Annotated in this window: 19 protein-coding genes; 4 read left to right on the forward strand and 15 right to left on the reverse strand. The window is 64.3% G+C overall.

Features of this window, described 5'->3' with window-relative positions; genetic code table 11:
- Positions 1–459 precede the first annotated feature (459 nt).
- Both groES and groL read left to right on the forward strand, forming a co-directional pair.
- Positions 460–750 carry a co-chaperone GroES gene (gene groES, locus OOT43_RS01015; RefSeq protein ID WP_266022788.1) on the forward strand — a complete coding sequence of 97 codons (291 nt, stop codon included), beginning with the start codon at positions 460–462 and terminating at the stop codon, positions 748–750.
- A gap of 49 nt (positions 751–799) precedes the next feature.
- Positions 800–2,428 (forward strand): chaperonin GroEL, encoded by a 1,629-nt coding sequence (gene groL / locus OOT43_RS01020; RefSeq protein WP_266022789.1) that lies wholly within the window; start codon positions 800–802, stop codon positions 2,426–2,428.
- Positions 2,429–2,547: 119 nt separating this feature from the next.
- Here the strand turns inward: groL and arsB are convergent, their stop codons facing one another.
- The 13 genes from arsB to OOT43_RS01085 all read right to left on the reverse strand — a co-directional run bounded on the left by arsB (position 2,548) and on the right by OOT43_RS01085 (position 16,417).
- Entirely contained in the window at positions 2,548–3,636 is a 1,089-nt protein-coding gene (gene arsB, locus OOT43_RS01025; RefSeq protein WP_266022790.1) for an ACR3 family arsenite efflux transporter, read from the reverse strand.
- The gene (locus OOT43_RS01030) at positions 3,633–4,121 is read right to left on the reverse strand and encodes an arsenate reductase ArsC (RefSeq protein WP_266022791.1); all 489 of its coding nucleotides are present in this window, start codon (positions 4,119–4,121) and stop codon (positions 3,633–3,635) included. Before OOT43_RS01030 ends, arsB begins: the two co-directional genes overlap by 4 nt.
- Before the next feature lie 53 nt (positions 4,122–4,174).
- Positions 4,175–4,672: an arsenate reductase ArsC gene (locus OOT43_RS01035; protein ID WP_266022792.1), complete on the reverse strand. Its 498-nt coding sequence runs from the start codon at positions 4,670–4,672 to the stop codon at positions 4,175–4,177.
- Positions 4,669–5,010: an ArsR/SmtB family transcription factor gene (locus tag OOT43_RS01040; RefSeq protein WP_266022793.1), complete on the reverse strand. Its 342-nt coding sequence runs from the start codon at positions 5,008–5,010 to the stop codon at positions 4,669–4,671. Before OOT43_RS01040 ends, OOT43_RS01035 begins: the two co-directional genes overlap by 4 nt.
- A gap of 139 nt (positions 5,011–5,149) precedes the next feature.
- Positions 5,150–5,383, reverse strand: coding sequence for a formate dehydrogenase subunit delta (locus tag OOT43_RS01045; RefSeq protein ID WP_266022794.1), 234 nt, complete (start codon positions 5,381–5,383; stop codon positions 5,150–5,152).
- A gap of 44 nt (positions 5,384–5,427) precedes the next feature.
- On the reverse strand, positions 5,428–6,318 hold the full coding sequence (gene fdhD, locus OOT43_RS01050; RefSeq protein WP_266022795.1) for a formate dehydrogenase accessory sulfurtransferase FdhD: 891 nt from the start codon (positions 6,316–6,318) through the stop codon (positions 5,428–5,430).
- A gap of 6 nt (positions 6,319–6,324) precedes the next feature.
- Positions 6,325–9,168, reverse strand: a complete 2,844-nt coding sequence (fdhF, locus tag OOT43_RS01055; protein WP_266022796.1) for a formate dehydrogenase subunit alpha — start codon at positions 9,166–9,168, stop codon at positions 6,325–6,327.
- A 57-nt stretch (positions 9,169–9,225) separates the two neighbouring features.
- The gene (locus OOT43_RS01060) at positions 9,226–10,776 is read right to left on the reverse strand and encodes a formate dehydrogenase beta subunit (protein WP_266022797.1); all 1,551 of its coding nucleotides are present in this window, start codon (positions 10,774–10,776) and stop codon (positions 9,226–9,228) included.
- Positions 10,773–11,252, reverse strand: a complete 480-nt coding sequence (locus OOT43_RS01065) for a formate dehydrogenase subunit gamma (protein WP_266022798.1) — start codon at positions 11,250–11,252, stop codon at positions 10,773–10,775. Before OOT43_RS01065 ends, OOT43_RS01060 begins: the two co-directional genes overlap by 4 nt.
- 142 nt (positions 11,253–11,394) lie before the next feature.
- Positions 11,395–13,026 carry a GTPase gene (locus tag OOT43_RS01070; protein ID WP_266022799.1) on the reverse strand — a complete coding sequence of 544 codons (1,632 nt, stop codon included), beginning with the start codon at positions 13,024–13,026 and terminating at the stop codon, positions 11,395–11,397.
- Complete coding sequence (locus OOT43_RS01075; RefSeq protein WP_266022800.1) at positions 13,023–14,825, reverse strand: GTPase domain-containing protein; 1,803 nt, start codon at positions 14,823–14,825, stop codon at positions 13,023–13,025. The genes OOT43_RS01070 and OOT43_RS01075 overlap by 4 nt, the downstream gene beginning before the upstream one ends.
- Before the next feature lie 156 nt (positions 14,826–14,981).
- Positions 14,982–15,713, reverse strand: a complete 732-nt coding sequence (locus OOT43_RS01080) for a J domain-containing protein (RefSeq protein WP_317134030.1) — start codon at positions 15,711–15,713, stop codon at positions 14,982–14,984.
- Entirely contained in the window at positions 15,710–16,417 is a 708-nt protein-coding gene (locus OOT43_RS01085; protein ID WP_266022801.1) for a hypothetical protein, read from the reverse strand. The genes OOT43_RS01080 and OOT43_RS01085 overlap by 4 nt, the downstream gene beginning before the upstream one ends.
- A gap of 186 nt (positions 16,418–16,603) precedes the next feature.
- Between OOT43_RS01085 and OOT43_RS01090 the strand changes: the two genes are divergently transcribed.
- Positions 16,604–17,032, forward strand: coding sequence for a hypothetical protein (locus OOT43_RS01090; protein WP_266022803.1), 429 nt, complete (start codon positions 16,604–16,606; stop codon positions 17,030–17,032).
- Positions 17,033–17,107: 75 nt separating this feature from the next.
- Here the strand turns inward: OOT43_RS01090 and OOT43_RS01095 are convergent, their stop codons facing one another.
- Complete coding sequence (locus tag OOT43_RS01095; protein ID WP_266022805.1) at positions 17,108–19,600, reverse strand: ABC transporter permease; 2,493 nt, start codon at positions 19,598–19,600, stop codon at positions 17,108–17,110.
- Positions 19,597–20,310: an ABC transporter ATP-binding protein gene (locus tag OOT43_RS01100; RefSeq protein ID WP_266022806.1), complete on the reverse strand. Its 714-nt coding sequence runs from the start codon at positions 20,308–20,310 to the stop codon at positions 19,597–19,599. The genes OOT43_RS01095 and OOT43_RS01100 overlap by 4 nt, the downstream gene beginning before the upstream one ends.
- On the opposite strand from OOT43_RS01100, the gene OOT43_RS01105 reads away from it, so the two are divergent.
- Complete coding sequence (locus OOT43_RS01105) at positions 20,309–20,911, forward strand: arylesterase (RefSeq protein ID WP_317134032.1); 603 nt, start codon at positions 20,309–20,311, stop codon at positions 20,909–20,911. The two genes, OOT43_RS01100 and OOT43_RS01105, sit on opposite strands and share 2 nt — an antisense overlap.
- Positions 20,912–20,913 lie beyond the last annotated feature (2 nt).

The following is a 20,913-nucleotide window of genomic DNA, read 5'->3' on the forward strand; positions in this document are numbered from 1 at the left end:
TTGGCGGAGAAATGTTTGCGGTTGCTCAAGCCCTGGGCAATGTAATCCGTGAAATATCTATTTGGAGAAAGGCTTATAACAGGTGGCGCCCGATCGTGCCCTGGCGCGAATCTCGATCTCTACCTACCCAATGAGCTGTAGGGAAGCTTCAAGGGGAGTTATTTCCAGGCAACCCGACGCCCTCCGCTAGTGCCCTTGGATGCAGCGTCGCCGGTCGGAAGGCGGATTCCACAGGGCGCGCGACTCCACTTTTTTGTCCTACATCTGGCGCACTCACATTGCCGACAGCTCCGTGAGACTTCTTTTGATTCGTGATGTGAGTCGCCGAGACTCAAGCCTTGAAAACCAAGTTCGACGTCTCTATATCGCTGCCAGCACCCGAGTGAGAGTGCTAACCGCTGAATCCCGTGCATTTCGCACAATTCGTTGAAGCAACATAGTAAGGAGTTCCAAGTCATCATGAAAATCCGTCCCTTGCATGACCGTGTTGTGGTTGTCCGCCGGGAAGAGGAGAAAACCTCTCCGGGCGGCATCGTGATCCCCGATACCGCGAAGGAGAAGCCGATCAAGGGCGAGGTCGTCGCCGTCGGCACCGGCAAGGTGCTTGAGAACGGTCAGGTGCGCGCGCTGGAAGTGAAGGCGGGCGACGCGGTGCTCTTCGGCAAGTATTCCGGCACCGAAATCAAGATCGACGGAACGGAGTACCTGATACTCCGGGAGGACGACATCATGGGTGTCCTCGAATCCTGATCTTTAACTTATGCCAAGCCTTTGAATTGAACATTGGAGGAATGAACTGATGGCAGCAAAAGATGTACGTTTTTCGGGTGACGCCCGCCACCGCATGCTGGCCGGCGTGAACGTATTGGCCGATGCGGTGAAGCAGACCCTGGGTCCGAAGGGGCGCAATGTCGTGCTGGAGAAGAGCTTCGGCGCTCCGGTCGTCACCAAGGACGGCGTATCCGTCGCCAAGGAAATCGAGCTGAAGGACAAGTTCGAGAACATGGGCGCGCAGATGGTCAAGGAAGTCGCGTCCAAGACTTCCGATGTCGCCGGCGACGGCACCACGACGGCGACCGTGCTGGCCCAGGCCATCGTGCGCGAAGGCCTGAAGTCGGTGGCCGCCGGTTCCAATCCGATGGACATCAAGCGCGGTATCGATCAGGCGGTCGGTGTCGTGGTGGAGGAGTTGAAGAAGCTGTCCAAACCCTGCACCGACAGCAAAGCCATCGCCCAGGTCGGCACCATCTCCGCCAATTCCGATGAGAGCATCGGCCAGATCATCGCCCAGGCCATGGACACCGTCGGGAAGGAAGGCGTGATCACGGTGGAGGAGGGCTCGGGCCTGCAGAATGAGCTGGATGTCGTCGAAGGCATGCAGTTCGACCGCGGCTATCTGTCGCCGTACTTCATCAACCAGCAGGACACTATGGGCGTGGAGCTCGAGAATCCTTTCGTTCTGCTGTACGACAAGAAGATCTCCAACATCCGCGACCTGCTGCCCGCGCTGGAGAAAACCGCAAAGTCCGGCCGCTCGCTGCTGATCATCGCCGAGGACGTGGACGGCGAGGCGCTGGCCACCCTGGTGGTCAACAACATGCGGGGTATCCTCAAGGTCTGCGCGGTCAAGGCGCCGGGCTTCGGCGACCGCCGCAAGGCCATGCTGGAAGACATCGCCATCCTGACCGGTGGCCAGGTGATTTCCGAGGAACTGGGCCTGAGCCTGGAAAAGGTCGAACTCGCCGATCTGGGCCAAGCCAAGAAAATCCAGATCAATAAGGAAAACACCACGATCGTCGATGGCGCCGGCTCGACGGATGCCATCAAGGCCCGCGTCGAGCAGATCCGCAAGCAGATCGAGGATACTACCTCCGACTACGACCGCGAGAAGCTGCAGGAGCGCGTGGCCAAGCTGGCCGGAGGCGTGGCCGTTATCAAGGTCGGCGCGGCGACGGAAGTCGAGATGAAGGAAAAGAAGGCGCGTGTCGAGGACGCACTGCACGCGACCCGGGCGGCCGTCGAAGAAGGCATCGTGCCGGGCGGCGGTGTCGCGCTGATTCGTTCCCAGCAGGATCTGAAGACGCTGCAGGGCAAGAACCACGACCAGACTGTCGGCATCGCCATCCTGCGCCGGGCCATCGAGGAACCGCTGCGCCAGATCGTGGCCAACGCCGGCGAGGAGCCTTCGGTCGTGCTCGCGAAAGTCCAGGAAGGCACCGGGACCTTCGGCTACAACGCCGGCACCGGCGAATACGGCGACATGATCGAAATGGGCATCCTCGACCCCACCAAGGTCACCCGTTCCGCCCTGCAGAACGCGGCTTCCATCGCGGGCCTCATGTTGACCACGGAAGCGATGGTCGCGGAAATGCCCAAGAAGGAAAAGGGCGGCATGCCGGCAGGCGGCGGAATGGACGACATGATGTAATCGGCGCCCAGGCTTCGGGACTTTCCTGAGTTCCCAAAGCCGCGAAGAAGCCGGGGATGGCCATCCCCGAATCAACCCCCGGTTCCGGCGCCGTCATGGCACGGAATCGGGGGTTTCGTTTATCGGGCGGCTGATCTTCCGTTGGCGGGGAACCACCCTCGCGTCCGGTTGCATACCGCGCAGACCGATAGCATCACCGGTACCTCGACCAGCACGCCCACCACGGTGGCGAGGGCCGCCCCGGATTCCGGGCCGAACAGCGTGATCGCGGTCGCGACCGCCAGTTCGAAGAAATTGCTGGCGCCGATCAGCGCACCCGGTGCCGCCACGGCGTAATTCACCCGGAAAAGGCGCATCAGGCCGTAGACCAGCGAAGCATTGAAATACACCTGGATCAGGATCGGCACGGCGATCAGCGCGACGTGCAGCCAGCGGCCCGTGATGTTGTCGGCCTGGAAGGCGAAGATCAGGACCAGGGTCAGCAGCAGGGCGCCGATTGCAATCGGGTGCAGTCGGGGCAGGAAAGCCTGCTCGAACCAGGTGGCGCCCTTGCTGTGCAGCAGCCAAAGCCGCGACAGCACGCCGGCGGCCAGCGGCAACACGATGAACACCACCACCGAGTAGAACAGGACGTCGAACGGCACGTCCAGGCCCGCCGCCCCCGAAACCAGGTATTTCACGATGGGGACGAAGGCCAGCAACATGATGAGGTCGTTCACCGCGACCTGGATCAGGGTGTAGGCCGGATCGCCGTCGGTGAGGTAGCTCCATACGAACACCATCGCGGTGCAAGGCGCGGCAGCGAGGATGATGACGCCCGCCAGGTACTGGTCTCCCGCCTCAGGGCCAATCCAGGGGAGGAACAGATATTTGAAGAACAGCCAGCCGAACAGCGCCATGCTGAAAGGCTTGACCAGCCAGTTGACGAACAGTGTCACCATCAGGCCGCTGGGGTTCCGGCCCACGTTCACCACCGAGGCGAAATCCACTTTCAGCATCATCGGATAGATCATCAGCCAGATGAGGCCGGCGATCGGCAGGTTGATGTGGGACAGTTCGGCCGCCCTTAGGGCCGCCACGGGTTCGGGCAGGGCCTTGCCGACCAGGACGCCGGCGGCCATGCACAGCGCGACCCACACTGTCAGGTAGCGGTCGAAGAAACTCATGCGCTTGGGCGCGGTTCGAGTCGGCCTGGGCTTTTTCTTCATGCGATTTTCCCGATACGTTCCAGTTCCACCGAAAGCTCGGCGGGGCTCATGTGTTCGATCCGCAGCGCCATCAGCGCCCGTACCCTGTTCTCCAAGGTTTCGAATGTCGCGTCGAACACGCTGTCTATTTCCGCCAACGTGCCCGTCGCCTTGGCCGGATCCGGCATTCCCCAATGGCCTCGGATGGCCTGGCCCAGGTAGGCCGGGCAGGTTTCGCCGGCCGCGTCGTCGCACACGGTGATCAGGATGTCGAATACGATGTCGCCGAGGGCATCCCAGGACTTGCTGCCCAAGCAGTCCGCGGGCAGGCCATGCCGGCGCAGGGTCGCCAGCGCATGGGGATTGACCTTTCCGGTCGGATGGCTCCCGGCGCTCCAGGCCCGGAGGCGGTCTCCGCCGAGATGATTGAGCAGCGCCTCGCCGAGGATGCTGCGGCAGGAATTGCCGGTGCAGAGCACCAGCACGTTGATCAGCTTTCGGTTCATGTGTGTTTCCTTGGCTTCAAATGCCGAACAGGCCATCTCCCGTCCAACTTGCGCTAACCCGTGCGTCCGATGTTGCGAAGCTTCCGCTCCAGGGCGAGCCGTTCCAGGCTGTGGGGATTGAGGGCAGTGAACAAGGTGATGCGCCGTTCGAGAACCGCGAAGGCTTGGGCGAATGCGAGCCGTCGCTCGCCTTCGGAACCTTCGACGGCTGCCGGATCGGGCAGGCCCCAATGGGCGGTGACCGGCTGGCCGGGCCAGACCGGACACACCTCACCGGCGGCGTTGTCGCAGACCGTGATGACGAAATCCAGCGGCGGTGCGCCGGGGCTGGCGAACTCGTCCCAGCTCTTGCTGCGCGCCCCATCCGCCGGAACGCCTTCTTTTTCCAGCCGCTCCAGCGCCAGCGGATTAACGCGACCGGCCGGATGGCTGCCGGCGCTGTAGGCGCGGATACTCCCTATGCCGAGATGGTTGAGCAGCGCTTCCGCCATAATGCTGCGGGCCGAATTGCCGGTACACAGAAAGAGCACGTTGTAGGTTCTCTCGCTCATTCACGGGTCTCCTGATCGCTTGCGCATTGAATCGGGGTTGATGTCGTGCAGGGGGCGCCGCTGCAACAATTCTCGGTAAGAAACCCGATCAGCTCGTTCATCGCCTGAAAATTTGCCGAATAGATGACATAGCGGCTCTCCTGCCGTGATCTGATCAGACCGGCATGGGCGAGTTCTTTGAGGTGGAAGGACAAAGAGGATGGCGCAATTCCCAACGCCTCCGAGATCCTGCCCGCGGACAGGCCCCCCGGCCCGGTCTGGACCAGCAGACGGAACACGGCCAGGCGGGAATCCTGGGCAAGGGCGGCAAGCGCGGTGACTACGGACTTAATTTCCATATTTCTATGATTATGGAAATAATGATGCAAAGCAAGAGCCTCACGACGTTCGCGCTCGGCCAGAGCGGAAGTTTCATACAAAACCCCGCAAATGCGGGGTATCTGAGCGAGAGGTTTTGCTCGGCGGCGAGGCGGCCGGTCAGGCCGCGTTCTTCTGCTGTTCGTCCCTGAGGACGGTCACGGCTTCGCACGCAAGCGCACTCAGTCCTTCACCGCCGGACTGGAGGTGGGCGATGATCTGCCGGCGCATCCGTGGCTCCCAGAATTTGTGCAAATGATCGACCACTCCCTGGACGGCTACGGCGTGGTCGGGCTCGGCCTGGAAAAATGCGCTGATGTTGTTTGCCATCTTGACAAGGTTTTCGCTATGCATGTGGAACCTGGGCTCCTTCTCGGCACTTTAGGTTAGAAACTCGCTTATTGTTCGTGCAGGCGGTGAGGATGGGCATAAACCACGCACGCCTCGCCGCGGACGAAACCGACCAGGGTCAGGCCGGTCTCCAGCGCGAGCCGGACGGCAAGGCCGGTAGGCGCCGAAATCGCCGCCAGAAAGCCGATGCCGGCCTCCGCGCATTTCTGCACCATCTCGTAGCTGGCCCGGCTGGTGACCAGGACGAAGCCCTCGTTGCGTGAGGTGCGGGTTTTCGCCAGCAGGCCGATCAGCTTGTCCAGGGCGTTGTGGCGACCGACGTCTTCCCGCAGGTGAACGAGGCCCTTGCCGGGCACGACCCAGGCCGCGGCATGCACCGCGCCGGTCAACGAATTGATGTCCTGCCGCGCGCGCAGTTCCTCCTGGGCGCGGCGCAGATCGGCCACCGACACGCCGGTGCCCGTCCCCACCGGCGGGGGATGGCGCACCGCTTGCTGCAGGGTTGCCGAGCCGCACAGGCCGCAGCCGGTACGGCCGGTGAGATTTCGCTCCTTGCCGGGCAGGCCGGCGAAACGTTCCTCGGTGATACGCAGCCTCACCTCGATGCCTTCGCTACGGTTGTGGGTGCGGACCGACAGGATTTCGGACGGCGAGCGGACGATGCCCTCGGTCAGGCTGAAGCCGATCGCGAAATCCTCCAGGTCCAGGGGCGTCGCCAGCATGACCACATGCGGCACCCCGTTGTAGACCAGAGCCACGGGCACCTCCTCGGCCACCTCGTCGGTCTCGACACTGGCGATCCCGTCGCGCAGGCGCTTGACCGTGACCCGGCTGTGGCTGGGCCGGCTTCCGTCTTCCCGATCCAACGCACCCGGCGCGTCGTCCTCGCCGCTCGGGCAGGTAACCGGATCCAAGACGATCGCCGCCGGGCCCGCCATCCGGAATCAGCCCGCCGTGGCCTTTTCCAGGAAGGACAACTGCTCTTCCGTGAAGCTGCGGAACTTCTCCTGCCATTCCGAAGGCGCATTGACCTTGGTCACCTGCACGGCGGTCACCTTGTATTCGGGACAGTTGGTCGCCCAGTCCGAATTGTCGGTGGTGATGACGTTGGCGCCGGATTCCGGGAAGTGGAAGGTCGTGTAGACCACGCCCGGCTGCATGCGCTCGGAAACCACGGCGCGCAACACCGTCTCGCCCTGGCGGCTCTTGATGCCGACCCAGTCGCCGTCGTTGATGCCGCGGTTTTCGGCGTCGTGCGGATGGATTTCCAGGCGGTCTTCCGAATGCCACGCGGTGTTCGCGGTGCGGCGGGTCTGTGCGCCTACGTTGTACTGCGACAGGATGCGGCCCGTGGTCAGGATCAGCGGGAATTTGCTGCTGGTGCGCTCCTCGGTCGGCACGTATTCCGTGAGCATGAACCGGCCTTTCCCCCGCACGAAATGATCGACGTGCATGGTGGGCGTGCCGTTCGGCGCCTCTTCGTTGCACGGCCACTGCAGGCTGCCGACTTCGTCCAGGCGCTTGAAGCTGACCTTGGTGAAGGTCGGCACCAGGCTGGCGATCTCGTCCAGGATTTCCGAAGCATGGCCGTAGTTCATCGGATAGCCCAGCGCGTTGGCCAGCATCTGGGTCACCTGCCAGTCCTCGTAACCCGCCAGCGGCGGCATCACCCGGCGCACCGGCGAAATGCGCCGTTCCGCGTTGGTAAAGGTGCCGCTCTTCTCCAGGAAGGAGGCACCGGGCAGGAAGACATGGGCGAACTTCGCGGTTTCGTTCAGGAACAGGTCCTGGACGACGACGCATTCCATCGCTTCCAGCGCCGCAAATACGTGCTGGGTGTCCGGATCGGACTGGGCGATGTCCTCGCCCTCGCAATAGAGGCCCTTAAAGCTGCCGTCCACCGCCGCCGAGAACATGTTGGGAATGCGCAGGCCCGGTTCGGGGTCCAGTCTGGCGTTCCAGGCCGCCTCGAATTGGGCGCGGATCGTGGCGTCGGAGACGTGGCGGTAGCCGGGCAGTTCGTGCGGGAATGAGCCCATGTCGCAGGAACCCTGCACGTTGTTCTGGCCGCGCAGCGGGTTGACGCCTACACCTTCGCGGCCGACGTTGGCGGTGGCCATCGCCAGGTTGGCGATGCCGATGACCGTCGTCGAGCCCTGGCTGTGTTCGGTGACGCCCAGGCCGTAATAGATGGCGGCACTGCCGCCGGTGGCGTAGAGCCGCGCCGCTTCGCGCAGGGTTTGCGCGGGTACGCCGGTGACGGATTCCATGGCTTCCGGAGAGTTGCGCTCCTGGGCGACGAAATCCTTCCATTTGTTGAAGGATTCCACCTCGCAGCGCTCGTTCACGAAGGCTTCGTCGACCAGCCCCTCGGTGACGATGACGTGGGCGAGGGCGGTCACCACGGCGACGTTGGTGCCGGGCTTGAGCTTCAGGTGATAGTCGGCCTTGATGTGCGGCGACTTGACCATGTCGATGTCGCGCGGATCGACTACGATCAACTTGGCGCCCTGGCGCACCCGCTTTTTCATCAGCGAGCCGAACACCGGGTGGCCGTCGGTGGGATTGGCGCCGATGACCATGATGACGTCGGACTGCATCACCGAGTCGAAGGTCTGGGTGCCGGCCGATTCGCCCAGGGTCTGCTTGAGGCCGTAGCCGGTGGGCGAATGGCAGACGCGGGCGCAGGTGTCGACGTTGTTGTTGCCGAAGGCGGCGCGGACCAGCTTTTGCACCAGGTAAGCTTCCTCGTTGGTGCAGCGGCTGGAGGTTAGCCCGCCGACGGAGTCCTTGCCGTACTTGGCCTGGATGCGCTTGAACTCGGATGCCGCGTAGTTGACCGCCTCTTCCCAGCTCACCTTCTGCCAGGGATCGTGGATGCTCTTGCGGATCATCGGCGAGGTGATGCGGTCCGGATGGGTCGCATAGCCGAACGCGAAGCGGCCCTTGACGCAGGAATGGCCGTGGTTGGCCTGGCCGTTCTTGTCCGGCACCATCCGCACGACCTCGGAACCCTTCATCTCGGCCTTGAACGAACAGCCGACCCCGCAGTAGGCGCAAGTGGTGATGATCGAATGGTCGGCCTGGCCCTTGTCGGCAACGGACTTTTCGATCAGGGTCGCGGTGGGGCAGGCCTGGACGCAGGCGCCGCAGGAGACGCATTCGGAATCCATGAAGGCCTGGTTCTGTCCGGGGGAAATCTTGGACTCGAAGCCGCGGCCATCGATGGTGAGGGCGAAAGTGCCCTGGGTCTGTTCGCAGGCGCGGACGCAGCGCGAGCAGACGATGCACTTGGAGGGCTCGAACTGGAAGTAGGGGTTGCTCAGGTCCTTCTTCGCATCGAAATGGTTCTCGCCCTCGTAGCCGTAGCGCACTTCCCGCAGTCCGACCACGCCGGCCATGTCCTGCAGTTCGCAGTTGCCGTTGGCGGAGCAGGTCAGGCAGTCGAGCGGGTGGTCGGAGATGTACAGCTCCATGATGCCGCGGCGGACCTGGGCCAGCCGGTCGTTCTGGGTCACGACCTTCATGCCTTCGAACACGGGGGTGGTGCAGGAGGCCGGCAACCCGCGCCCGCCCTCGATCTGAACCACACACAAGCGGCAGGAACCGAACGGTTCCAGGCTGTCGGTGGCGCAGAGTTTGGGAATGTCGATGCCGATGCTGGCGGCCGCACGCATGACCGAAGTGCCTTCCGGCACGGTGGCGGTGAAGCCGTCGATTTCCAGGGTCACCAGCTTGTCGGAAGCGCTGGGCGGCGTGCCGAAATCTTTGTCTTGTAATAGAGCCATGGGGCTATCTCCTCTCGTGGTCGGTGCTTGCAGGGCACCCGTCAGGGAAGGGCGGCGTCAGGCGACCTGCGCTACGCTCTTCTCGCCGAAATCTTCCGGGAAATGGTTGAGCGCGCTGAGCACGGGGTAGGGCGTCATGCCGCCCAGCGCGCACAGGGATCCGGCCAGCATGGTGTCGCCCAGGTCCCGCAACAACGCCAGATTCTTCGCCCGGTCCTGGTCGTCGATGATGCGGTCTATGACTTCCACGCCGCGGGTCGAGCCGATCCGGCAGGGCGTGCACTTGCCGCAGGACTCGATCGCGCAGAATTCCATGGCGTAGCGCGCCATTTTGGCCATGTCCACCGTATCGTCGAACACCACCACGCCGCCGTGGCCGAGCACGGCCCAGATGGCGCTGAACGCCTCATAGTCCAGCGGGGTGTCGAATTGGGATTCCGGCATGAATGAGCCCAGCGGACCGCCGACCTGCACGGCGCGGATCGGGCGCCCGCTGGCGGAGCCGCCGCCGTAGTCGTACAGCAGCTCGCGCAGGGTCATGCCGAAGGCTTTCTCGATCAGGCCCGGCCGCTTGACGTTGCCGGCGAGCTGCAGCGGCAGGGTACCGCGCGAACGGCCCATGCCGTAGTCGGCGTAGTACTTGCCGCCCTTGTCCAGGATGATCGGCACCGAGGCCAGCGAGATCACGTTGTTGACAACCGTGGGCTGGCCGAACAGGCCTTCGATGGCCGGCAGCGGCGGCTTGAAACGGACCATGCCGCGCTTGCCCTCGATACTCTCCATGAGGGCGGTTTCCTCGCCGCAGACATAGGCGCCGGCGCCCAGGCGGACTTCGAGATGGAAACGCCTTCCGCTGCCGAGGATGTCATCGCCCAGATAGCCGGCCTCGAGGGCGGCAGCTATAGCCTGGTTCAAGGCGGCATCGGCATGCGGATATTCGACGCGGAGGTAGATGTAGCCCTGGGTTGCCCCCACGGCGAGGCCGGCGATGGTCATGCCCTCGATCAGCACGAAGGGATCGCCTTCCATGATCATCCGGTCGGAGAAGGTGCCGGAATCGCCCTCATCGGCATTGCAGACGATGTACTTTTGTTCGGCGGGGGTATTGAGCACCGTCCTCCATTTGATGCCGGTGGGGAAGGCGGCGCCGCCGCGGCCGCGCAGGCCGGAAGCCGTGACTTCCTCGACGATGGCGGCCGGGTCGAGCCCCAACGCGTTGCGCAACCCGCGGTAGCCGTCGTGTGCCAGGTAATCGTCCAGGCTGACCGGGTCGGTGATGCCGACGCGGGCGAAGGTCAGGCGCTCCTGGTTCTTGAGGTAAGGAATCTCTTCCGTGGCGCCCAGGCACAACGGATGCGCCTTGCCTTCGAGGAAGCCGGCGTCGAACAGGCCGGCGACGTCGCCCGGCTGCACCGGACCGTAGGCGATCCGGCCGGCAGGTGTGGCGACCTCCACCAGAGGTTCCAGCCAGTACAGGCCGCGCGAGCCGTTGCGGACCAGATCGATCGGGAGATTGCGCTTGGCGGCTTCCATCTGGATGGCGCCCGCCACCCGCTCGGCGCCGAGGCCGAGAGCGCTGGAGTCGCGGGGTACGTAGACGGTGGTCATGCGGCGAACTCCCTCAATTCATTGACGATCGCGTCGAAGCTCTGCGGGGTGACGCGGCCGTGCACTTCGTGGCCGATCATCATCGAAGGCGAGCAGGCGCAATTCCCGAGGCAGTACACGGGTTCCAGGCTGAAGGCGCCGTCCGCCGTGGTTTCGTGGTAATCGATCCCCAACCGAGTCTTGATGTGCGCCTCCAGCGCTTCGGAATTCATCGCCTGGCAGGATTCGGCCCGGCACAGGTGGATCGTGCGCTTACCCGGCGGGGTGGTCCGGAAATAGTGGTAGAAGCTGATGACGCCATGGACTTCGGCCCGCGAGAGATTCAGTGCCTTGGCGATTTGCGGAACCGCGTCTTCCGGAATGAACCCGATACGGTCCTGGATTCCGTGAAGAATGGGCAAAAGCGCCCCCGGCATGGATTTCTTCTGTTCGATGACTTCCGTCACCGCATCGCGATCCCATTCGGTCTGCGTCATGGTGCGTCTCGTGAGTGCCTAACGAAATAGTTGATTAAAGTAGTATGGATTTATAGCACAACGGCAATCCGGTGCAATAGGAGTTAACCCGAAAATTAAAGCACTTTTGTCCTGCCTGCTCAATGACGTATAGGCTGGTTGCTCAGCGCTTCGCCAACAGTCTGGCGATTCTCGAATCCGCAAAAACCTTGTTATTCGTTGGGTTTTCGCAGGATTTCAGCCATTCCGACGCCGTTTCGGAAAGCTGTTTGCTTCGGCGCCCGAGGTGCTCAAGCGACTGGGACACCCCGGCTCCGATTTCGTCCAGCCCGACCTCGAGACCGCTGCGGATTCCTCGCAGGGCCGCGCGTTCGGCGGATGGCTTGAGGAGGCGGTACAGCAGGTAGGGCAGCAGCCAAGCCAGGACGATCAACAGGGTGCTGTGCACGGCGAAATCGACGCCCAGATAACCCAGATGCTCGGCGCTGCTGCGGTAATAGAACGTCACCACGTTGAATGTGACCCAGCCGGCCGCCCCCAGCGGCAGGAGCAGGGCGAGTACCCAGCAGAGCCGGTAGAACACGCGCTGCAGCCGGTTGCCAGGGCGGGCGAGGGCGCCGCGCAGCCGCTCCTCAACCCGCCTCCCTACGGTTGGCGCAGCGCCATCCACGAATGGCGCCAGCGCCTGCTGTAAGGGATGTCGTGGCAATTGTCGCGCGTCGGCATCGACGGCCAAGGCCGCGAGCGTGTCCTCCCAGTGCTGCTGCGCCCAAGGATCCCAGACGGCATTGACGGACGGGGCGGCACGTCCGGCCGTGGACTCAGGCGGATTCAGCGATTTGAGGCGGCCCTCCAAAAATTCAGCGGCGGCTCGTTCGGTCACCCAGGCGAGTCCGCCTCTGATCTCGCCTTTATTCACGGCCCATCGCGCCTCCCAGTGGGTCCGCAGGGCATCCCAATGCGGGCGCTGTTCCAGCCGCGCCTTGACTGTGCCGAGGCAGGTTTGCAGGCGCCGGGTACGGTGGGCCAGCGCTTGGGCGTCGATCTGGTCGACCAGATGTTTGTCCGCCAGTTCTTCGATCAGGTTTTCCAATGCCGCGAAATCGTCCGCTACGGCGGGCGTGCCGTCGTCGCTGGCGCACTGGGTGCGGAACAGGTAGGGCTCGGCGAAACCGCCGTTTTTCAGCAGGCCGAGGAAATCCTGGATCTGCACCGGGTCGCCGTGATCCCACTGGTTCATGACGAAGGCCCAGGCGTGGGTTCCACGCTGCGCCATCAGCATCTCCCAGCCGCAATCATCGCGATAGCGTTCCGGGCTCACCACGTAGATCAAAAGGTCGATGTGAGGCAGCCAGCGCAGTGCCAGGTCCCGGTTGGCGGTTTCGGCGCTGTCGATATCCGGCATGTCGACCCAGACCAGTCTGCGCAGGGCGTCGTTGTGGTGGCGGGCCAATCGGACCCGGTCCAGGGGCAGGCCGGCCGGGAAGCGCTCGAGTCGCACCGATTCGTGGGCATAGAGCGAGACTTCGCGCGAGGTCGGCCGTTCGACGCTCACCGTGGCGATGGCTGCGCCGGCGAGGCGGTTGAGCAGCGAACTCTTGCCGACGCCGGTACCGCCGAAAAAGCCGATCACCAGGGGGCGGTGGATGCTGCCGTCGAACAGCGTGCCCGGACTCGTGTCGTCCGGGGCGGCGAAGGGTTCGAGATCGTCGCGGCTGAGCCAGCCGGCGTGCCCCAGCGCCTGGACCCAGGCGAGGACTTCGCTCCGGAGTGTCGAATATTCCTGCTGATTCATGATGTCCGGGATGTACCGGCGAGTTCCCGCTCCGCCGCCTCGATAACGTCGACGGGAATGAAGAAACCGGTGTCGTAAGGCATATCTTCGGGCAAGCGGAGCAGATTTGCCGCGAGGTGATCGTCAAACAATCCGCTCACCGCGGCGGCCTGGCGTCTTTTCAGGTCCTCGGCGGCCCGCTGGACGTAGTGGCCCAACGCGCTCTCGGTCAGCAGCGAGGTGAGCGACAGGATGGCCGGGGCGATCACGAAATCCTGTAGCCCGATTCCTCCCGTATGCAATCCGACCGCCAGCGCTGCCGCGTCGGTGGTGACACGGGTGGCCCTGAGGCTGTTGAGCACCGCCGGATGCTCTCCCAGACGGTCGTACAGCGCATGCGCCGTCTTTTCGACTTCCGGCTCGAATTCCCGCGCGTAGGCCGAGGCGGCCTGCGAGAAAAGGTCGATGGCAACAGCTTGCCTCCGGCCGAGCTCGCGCCCCAGTGCCAACCACCAGGGCCGCGTTTCCGTAGCGTTCTCGGCGATTTCGGCCACTTCCTGGCGCAGCGTGAGCATGACGTGCAAGGCGGTCTGCTGCAGCACCGACTGCTCGCTGCCCAGATTGGCGGCATCGGGCCGCCAGCGCCGTCCGAACTGCCCGATCTGCCTGACCGGCCAGGTCATGATCCGCCGCATCTGGGTCAACACCCGTGCGACGCCGGGGATTTCCAGCAGGGTCAGCAGCTCGGCCAGCGCGCGCTGGAAGGTCTCGTAATGGTGGGGGTGGTCGAGATAATCGCGGCGGTAGATCCGGTTCGCCGAAGCCACCGTCCGGCCGACCAGGGTGCGCCATTCCTGCTGAGCCTTCTGCTCCACGCGGACCGGCGCGAGCCAGTTTTCCCAGTTTGCCCGCAGAAACCGCTGCAAACCCAGGGGCTGACGCGGCCGGTCCGTTTGCCGGAGGAGGGTCCGGGCGGCGTCGACCAGTGCGTCAACACCGGGAGGCTCGAGCGCATCGGCACCCAGATAGGGCAGGGCGACGATGGGGGGCGTGGCGTCACGCCGCATCTGGCTCCACTTCCCGGTCAGGGATCGCACCACCGTCTCCGCGGCCGCGGCAGGCGTCTTGTTCAGGCAGATGAGGCCGGGGATGCCGAGCGGCTCGATCATGGCCAGCAGTTCCCACACCGACTGGTCGGCGTACTTGTCCTTGCTGAGCACGCAGACCAGCAGGTCCGAGAGGGCGATGGCCCGGAGCAGGCCGTCCCGGTACCGTTCCGAATCGATCGAATCGAAATCCGGCGTGTCCCACACCGTGACGGGACAGCCCAGCCGTGGAAGGCCGGCACGCACCGGCTCGAAACCGAAAAACCGGAAATCCTCGGCGGGCAGCTCGGAAATGGGCCTCGGCTGCAGGGGCTCGAAGTAGCGGTGCAGCGTGGAAACGGCCGTCCCCTCGTAGCCGTAGGCGAATCCTTGCGGGTGCCGGGTGAATCCCGCCAGCGGACTCGCTACGGCGGCACTCTCGCCCAGGAGCCAGTTGATCACGGAGCTCTTGCCGGCCTGCGTAGGGCCGATCACAGTGATCTGGGGCGGCGCTGCGCTCAACGTGAGCCAGCGCAGCCGCAGGTTCGCCAGTTGGAGCGAATACAGGTTCCGGCGATGATCCGCGGGCCGGGCCGCGCCGGTTTTCGCCAGATGCTCGTCCTTGCGCAGGTAGCATTTTTCCAGTCTGGCGAGGAACTGCCGAAGCGCCGGACCGCAAGGACCGTCGCCGGAACTCACCAGCAAGGCATTACGGACTGTTCCGTCTTTCTGCATCAAAGCAGGTTCCCCGGTGCAGCAATCAGAGAAGCGGGGCCGGCGGTTTCTTGCTTTCGATACGCTGGGCTGGAATACATGAGCGGTGAAGTGGTCGGGATGGCCGGGATGATGCGGGCCTCGTGTCGGCGAATTTTACCGCGTTTGAGCGCGCGGTCAGCGGTTTTCGCGCAGCAGCACGTCCTTCGCCTGATTTATCTTGGCCGCGAGATAGTCCGATCCCCCCCGGTCGGGATGCAGCTTCTGCATCAGCCGCCGATGCGCTTCGACGATGGCCTCGCGTTGCGCGCCTTCCTGCAGCCCCAGTATCGCCAGGGCTTCCGCTCGGCTCATTTTGCCCGATGGCGACGCGGCGGCAGCCGCTTCGTCCGCTCCGGCGCCGGACCGCCAGCCGGCCCCCATCACACGGTCCAGGTAAGCGCCCAGCAGGCGGGCGGATTCGGCATCGGCCCTCAGCAGTTCGGCATGGAATTCCCGCAGGTCCGCCGAACTCAGGTCGTAGAGCTGGCGGCCAGCCAGCCTTCCGGCCAGCACTTCGCCACGGATTTCCCCTGTGGTCCGGTCCAGGCGCATGCGCAGGAAGGGCGTTTCCACGATCGATTCTCCCGCGGCGTCGAAGGTTTTCCGGCGCCACAGGCGTTGCAGGACAGGCAGCAGGGGAAGCAATGCCGGGAGCAGCCGAAGCAAGACCGCGAATACGGCGCCCGCCAGTGGCACGACCCAGCCCAGCCGGCCGGTAGCGGCCAGCCCGACGAACAAAAGCAGGAGGAGCCATAGCGCAATTCGGCGAAAGCCGCCGGCCAGGGCGGGACCCAGCGCACGCAGCAAAGCCCCCAGAGCGGGCAGGACGAGCAGCAGGATCAGGAGCAGTAGGACGATCTGGATCAAGGCTGACGCAACTGCCGGGTCAACTCGGGTATTGCGGCGTCCCCGCGTCCCGCCAGCGCCTGCATCGACCGGATGCCGCCCGCGGCGTACACGGCGACGGCGCGAAGCAGTCGGGCAAGGCGATCCGGGCTGCCCGCATCGAAGCGTGCATAGGCGCCGCCGCTCAATCGGGCAATTCCCCGGAAAACCGTCTCGACCCGCGGATCATCGCCTTCCTGGAACATGAAGATCCGGACCCCTTGCAGGCCCAGGTTCCCCGCCAGGGCCAAGAGCGGTTCCTCGTCCTCTTCCAATGCGTCTCCGATGAATACCAGGGCATTCAACGGCTCCCGCCGATGTTCCGCCAGCGCATGGCGCAACACGCGATCCACCTGGGTGTAGCCGCTGACACAGCCGATGCGCTCCATTTCCGTCCGCAACGCCTCTGCGGCCGTATACCAGGGCAGCGTTTCGAAGCCGTCGAATCCCTGGTAATAGCAGACCTGAATGGCCAACTGCCCGACTTCAGCGGCGACTTCGAACATCTGGGCCTGGAGGCGGGCGGCCCGGCGCCAGGTGGGTTCGCGACTCGCCGTGGCATCGACGGCAAAGATCAGGCGGCCTGCGCTCGGTGCGGGTTTGAGCTGCCGCACCGCGGCCATTTCGGCCAAAAAGGCATCGACGCCAGATGCGCTTCCCTGGACCGCAGGACGTTTGTCGTTCATGCGAAACCTCCGGCGCTGCCGCTCGTTGGCGGACGTTTTTTCATCATGCAGCACAGTGTACCGGAGACGAGCCCGGCCGTTGAATCCCGGCCGGAACCGCCCTCCTTGTTCGAAGATGGGGCAACATGGTAACGTGCGCGTACCCTGGGAAGGGGAGACTTGATCCCAAAGAGGAGGTAATAACGAATGTCTAACGAAAACAATAGCGAAGGATCCGCGAAGCCAAACATTTTTGACACGCTCAAGGCCAATCCAAAAGCGCTGTATGCGATCGGCGTGGCGTTGGTCGTGATCCTGCTCGCCCTGGCCATGGGCGGCGGCGGGAGCGGGGAGGTCCAGGTCAAAACTGCGGTCCAGGTCGGGCAGACGGTAGTGGTGTCCAACCCCAACGTAGGCGACTCCCAGCTGACCGCAGCGCCAGGGCTGATGAGCGTGGCGTCGGGGGAAGAAGACAACGACGAGCAGAAAGTCTGCGTAGTGAAATCGGGTACCCGGGCGACGGTGGAGGAAGAATCTATCGTAGGCGCTCTGCCCTTCGTGAAACTCAAGATCCTGGACGGTCCCTGCGAAGGCAAGAGCGGCTGGACTTCGAAGGTCAACGTATCTGCGAATTGAGTACTGTCGGCGATGGGTGGAGCAGAGGATCGAACCTCCCATCGCCGCTCTGTGCAAGGCCTCTTTCCTCTTCCTTCAAGAGAGATCACGCAGGACGTCGTTGGGACTCGTATCGACGACCCGGCGGACACTCCATCGTCCCGCAAGCCCAACGCTTATCGCGCCCAGGCCGGGTGCGGCAAGCCATAGCCAGGGGTGTGCCTGCGGCGTCAGATTCATCATCCTGGAAAATACCACGGCACTGACCAGTTCGGCGCAGGCGGCGGCAAGGATTCCGGCAAGAAACCCCAAGCTCGCAAACTCGATCCACTGGCTCGCTTTCAGAAGCGGCGCATCCGCGCCGATGGCCCGCAACAGGGCGTCCTCCCGCATCCGCTCTTCCGCCGTGGCGTGCACCGCCCCGAAGAGCACCGTAAATCCGGCAACCACCGCGAGTCCCAGAACGACCTGGACCGCCAGCGTCACCTGCTGCAGGATCGATTGAAACTGTTTCAGCAGGGCGTCGACCTCCAGGAGGGTGATGCCCGGAAACGCCTTGACCAGCGCATGGAGCGCAGCGCTCCGCCCCGGAGCAACGTGAAAGCTGGTCAGATAGGTGCGCGGCTGGTCCTGCAGGCTGCCGGGCGAAAATATAACGTAGAAATTCGGGGTCATGGCGTCCCAGCGAACGCTGCGTACGCTTTCGACCGTTGCTTCTACCGGGGTGCCGGCGACATCGAACGCAAGTTGAGTGCCGGTGTGGATACCCAGTTCGGCGGCAAGCTTCTCCTCCACCGACACCCGTTGAGGAACACCTGACCACCAGCGGCCCTGGACGATGCGGTTGTCGGAAGGCGGTGCCTCGCTCCAGGTCAGGCTGAGGTCCCGCTCGATGGCCGCTTCGGCTTGGGAGCCCTTTGGCGCGAGCTTCCGTGCGTCGATCCCGTCCACACTGACCAGACGTCCCCGAACGATAGGATAGAACTCGCTGCTTTCTATCGATTCTGCCGTAAGAGACTGCCGGAACCGGTCCAGTTCGGCCTCCTGCAGATTGAGCGCAAAATAGTTGGGCGCATTGTCCGGCAGCTGTCGTTTCCATTCCGACACGAGCTCGTTCTGTACGACGTAGCTGATCAGCATCGCGGCCATGGCCAGCCCGAACCCCATGATCTGAAACGAGGCGAGACGCCGCCGTCGCAGCAGATTGTGCAGGCCGAGACGCCAGATCAGAGGGCGCTGCCGCAGCAGCGCCGGCAGCAAGTGCAGCATACCACCGAGCCCCAGGCGAAAGGCCGCCAGCGCCGCAGCGCCGCCCATGATGATCAGCGCGACCAGCGCGGGATCGCGGGCGGGACGCAACAGGAGGGCACCCAAGGCGAGGATGGCAAACCCTAGGCTCAGCCAAACGCTGGGCGGCGTCGGCCCGAGGTCGCGCCGCAAGACCCGCAGAGGTGGCACACGCATCAGCCCCGGCAATGGCGGCACGGCGAATCCCGCGAGGACGACCAGTCCCAGGAGCGGCGCCGTCAGCAACCCCTCCAGTCCCGGCTGGGCCAGGCCATTGGGGAGGAGTCCCGCGACCGACCGGGCGATGCCGGCCTGGACGAGATAGCCGAGGGTGCTGCCGAGCACCGCGCCGGGCAGGCCCACACACACCAGGACGAAGGCATAGATCGCCATGATGTCGTTCTTCCGCGCCCCCATGCACTTGAGCAGGGCGGTCGTATCGGAGTGACGCTCGGTGTAACGCCGGGCGCTCATTCCGATCGCCACTCCCGCGATCAGCACGACCATCACACTGGTCATGCCGAGGTAGCGTTCGGCGCGGTTCAATGCGGTGCCGACCTCGGGGCGGTCCTCGTGCACGTCCAGCAGCCGGTCGCCGCGCTGCAAACGGGGCTCGAGCCAGGTTTTGAACCGCCTCACGGCGGCGTCCTCCCCCGCGAACATGTCGTAGTAGTGCACCCGGCTGCCGGGCTGAATGACCCGAGTGGCCGGCAGATCCCCGAGGTTCATGATCACGCGCGGCGAGAGGCTGTAAAGGTCCCCGCGCCGGTCCGGCTCGTGCGTGAGGAGCCGCTCAATGCGGAATTGTGCGCTGCCGACCGTGAGCGGTGCGCCGATCGCGAGGCCAAGGGTGCTCAGCACCCGGGATTCGACCCACACGGTGCCCGGTTGCGGAACGCCACCCGCCGGCCTTTCGTCCACCGCTTCCGCAGCTCGGGTGCGGACTTCCCCGCGTAAGGGGTAGGCAGGACTCACGGCCTTGATCCCTCCGAGCAAAATCTGCTCGTTCTCCATGAGCACGCTGGGGAATTCCACGCTCGCCGCGTGCTTCAAGCCCAGGGTCTCCGATTGCTCGATCCACTCCGGCGGAATCTTGCGATGGCTCGCCAGCGTCAGGTCGCCGGCGATGAACTCCGCGGCATGGTCGACCATGGTGCGGGCCAGCCGATCGCCGAACAACTGGGTGGCGGCGGTGGCGGCCACGGCGATCACCAGGGCGGCGAGCAAGACGCCGAGTTCGCCACCCCGCCAGTCACGCCTGGCAAGCCGCCAGGCCAGGCGGAAATTGTAGGCGGCGCTCATGACTCGAGTATCCGCCCGGCCTCCAGCCGGATCAGGCGGCCGCAGCGCGATGCGAGGCGGGCGTCGTGCGTCACCAGGACCAGCGTGGTGCAATGCTCGTGGTTGAGATCGAATAGCATGTCGATGACGGTTTGGCTGGTACGGTCGTCGAGGTTCCCGGTCGGCTCATCGGCGAAAAGGACCGCCGGTACGGTGACGAAGGCGCGGGCGAGGGCCACCCGCTGTTGCTCCCCGCCGGAGAGCTGGCGGGGATAGTGGCCCAAGCGATGTTGGAGCCCGACCCGGGACAGCATCCGGCGCGCCCTGTCCTGAGCTTCGCCGAGATGGCCGGCGAGTTCCAGCGGCAGCATGACGTTTTCCAGGGCGGTGAAGCTCGGCAGGAGCTGGAACGACTGGAACACGAAGCCGACGCGCTGCGCCCTCAGCCGCGCCAAGGCGTCTTCGTCCAGTTGTGAAAGCCGGCGGCCGTCGAACTCGATCTCGCCCGCGGACGGCCGGTCGAGCCCGGCGAGCAGGCCGAGCAGGGTCGACTTGCCGGAACCGGAGGTGCCGACGATCCCGACGCTCTCCCCCGGTTTGATCGCCAAGTCCACACCTGTCAAGATATCGAGCCTTTCGCCCGCGTTCTCGACCCATTTGCCCACCTGTTTCGCCATGATCAAAGCGCGCTTGCTCCCCGGTCCGGCATCGTTGCTGTTCTTGTCCGTCATGTCTGGATTCATCTTGGGGTTTCCCCCGCCTGCGGATTCCGCCCAGGCGGCATCGCTGCTCGTCGTAGGCGACAGCCTCAGTGCCGGCTACGGTCTGGCGGATAGCGGCAAGGGGTGGGTGGTATTGTTGCAGGAAAAACTGCAGACTCGGAACATTGCCGTGGTCAACGCCAGTATTCCCGGTGATACCAGCGCCGGCGGACTGGCCCGCTTGGCCCCGGCGCTGGCCGCGCACCATCCCCGGATCGTGATCCTGGAACTCGGCGCCAACGACGGCCTGCGCGGACTGCCTCCGGCGGCGCTGAAAGCCAACCTCGGCGCCATGGTCGATCAGGCGCGATCGGCCGGGGCACAGGTACTGGTCTTAGGCATGAAGCTTCCGCCGAATTACGGCGGCCGCTATGCGGAAGCCTTCGAACGGGTGTACCAAGAACTCGCGGAAGAAAAAAAGGTCCACGTCCTGCCATTTTTTCTCGACGGGGTAGGCGGCAACGAACATCTGCTGCAGTCCGACGGCCTGCACCCCAATAGCGAAGCGCAACCCATCCTGATGAAAAACGTGCTCGAGAAACTCGACCCGATACTGATTTCAATCGAGTGACC

The sequence above is a fragment of the Methylococcus mesophilus genome (genome assembly GCF_026247885.1).
Lineage (GTDB): Bacteria > Pseudomonadota > Gammaproteobacteria > Methylococcales > Methylococcaceae > Methylococcus > Methylococcus mesophilus.

Coding starts and splice junctions, on each gene's coding strand:
- groES (WP_266022788.1), top strand. CDS start 460: ATGAAAATCCGTCCCTTGCATGACCGTGTTGTGGTTGTCCGCCGGGAA.
- groL (WP_266022789.1), top strand. CDS start 800: ATGGCAGCAAAAGATGTACGTTTTTCGGGTGACGCCCGCCACCGCATG.
- arsB (WP_266022790.1), bottom strand. CDS start 3,636: ATGAAGAAAAAGCCCAGGCCGACTCGAACCGCGCCCAAGCGCATGAGT.
- OOT43_RS01030 (WP_266022791.1), bottom strand. CDS start 4,121: ATGAACCGAAAGCTGATCAACGTGCTGGTGCTCTGCACCGGCAATTCC.
- OOT43_RS01035 (WP_266022792.1), bottom strand. CDS start 4,672: ATGAGCGAGAGAACCTACAACGTGCTCTTTCTGTGTACCGGCAATTCG.
- OOT43_RS01040 (WP_266022793.1), bottom strand. CDS start 5,010: ATGGAAATTAAGTCCGTAGTCACCGCGCTTGCCGCCCTTGCCCAGGAT.
- OOT43_RS01045 (WP_266022794.1), bottom strand. CDS start 5,383: ATGCATAGCGAAAACCTTGTCAAGATGGCAAACAACATCAGCGCATTT.
- fdhD (WP_266022795.1), bottom strand. CDS start 6,318: ATGGCGGGCCCGGCGGCGATCGTCTTGGATCCGGTTACCTGCCCGAGC.
- fdhF (WP_266022796.1), bottom strand. CDS start 9,168: ATGGCTCTATTACAAGACAAAGATTTCGGCACGCCGCCCAGCGCTTCC.
- OOT43_RS01060 (WP_266022797.1), bottom strand. CDS start 10,776: ATGACCACCGTCTACGTACCCCGCGACTCCAGCGCTCTCGGCCTCGGC.
- OOT43_RS01065 (WP_266022798.1), bottom strand. CDS start 11,252: ATGACGCAGACCGAATGGGATCGCGATGCGGTGACGGAAGTCATCGAA.
- OOT43_RS01070 (WP_266022799.1), bottom strand. CDS start 13,026: ATGAATCAGCAGGAATATTCGACACTCCGGAGCGAAGTCCTCGCCTGG.
- OOT43_RS01075 (WP_266022800.1), bottom strand. CDS start 14,825: ATGCAGAAAGACGGAACAGTCCGTAATGCCTTGCTGGTGAGTTCCGGC.
- OOT43_RS01085 (WP_266022801.1), bottom strand. CDS start 16,417: ATGAACGACAAACGTCCTGCGGTCCAGGGAAGCGCATCTGGCGTCGAT.
- OOT43_RS01090 (WP_266022803.1), top strand. CDS start 16,604: ATGTCTAACGAAAACAATAGCGAAGGATCCGCGAAGCCAAACATTTTT.
- OOT43_RS01095 (WP_266022805.1), bottom strand. CDS start 19,600: ATGAGCGCCGCCTACAATTTCCGCCTGGCCTGGCGGCTTGCCAGGCGT.
- OOT43_RS01105 (WP_317134032.1), top strand. CDS start 20,309: ATGTCTGGATTCATCTTGGGGTTTCCCCCGCCTGCGGATTCCGCCCAG.
- OOT43_RS01100 (WP_266022806.1), bottom strand. CDS start 20,310: ATGACGGACAAGAACAGCAACGATGCCGGACCGGGGAGCAAGCGCGCT.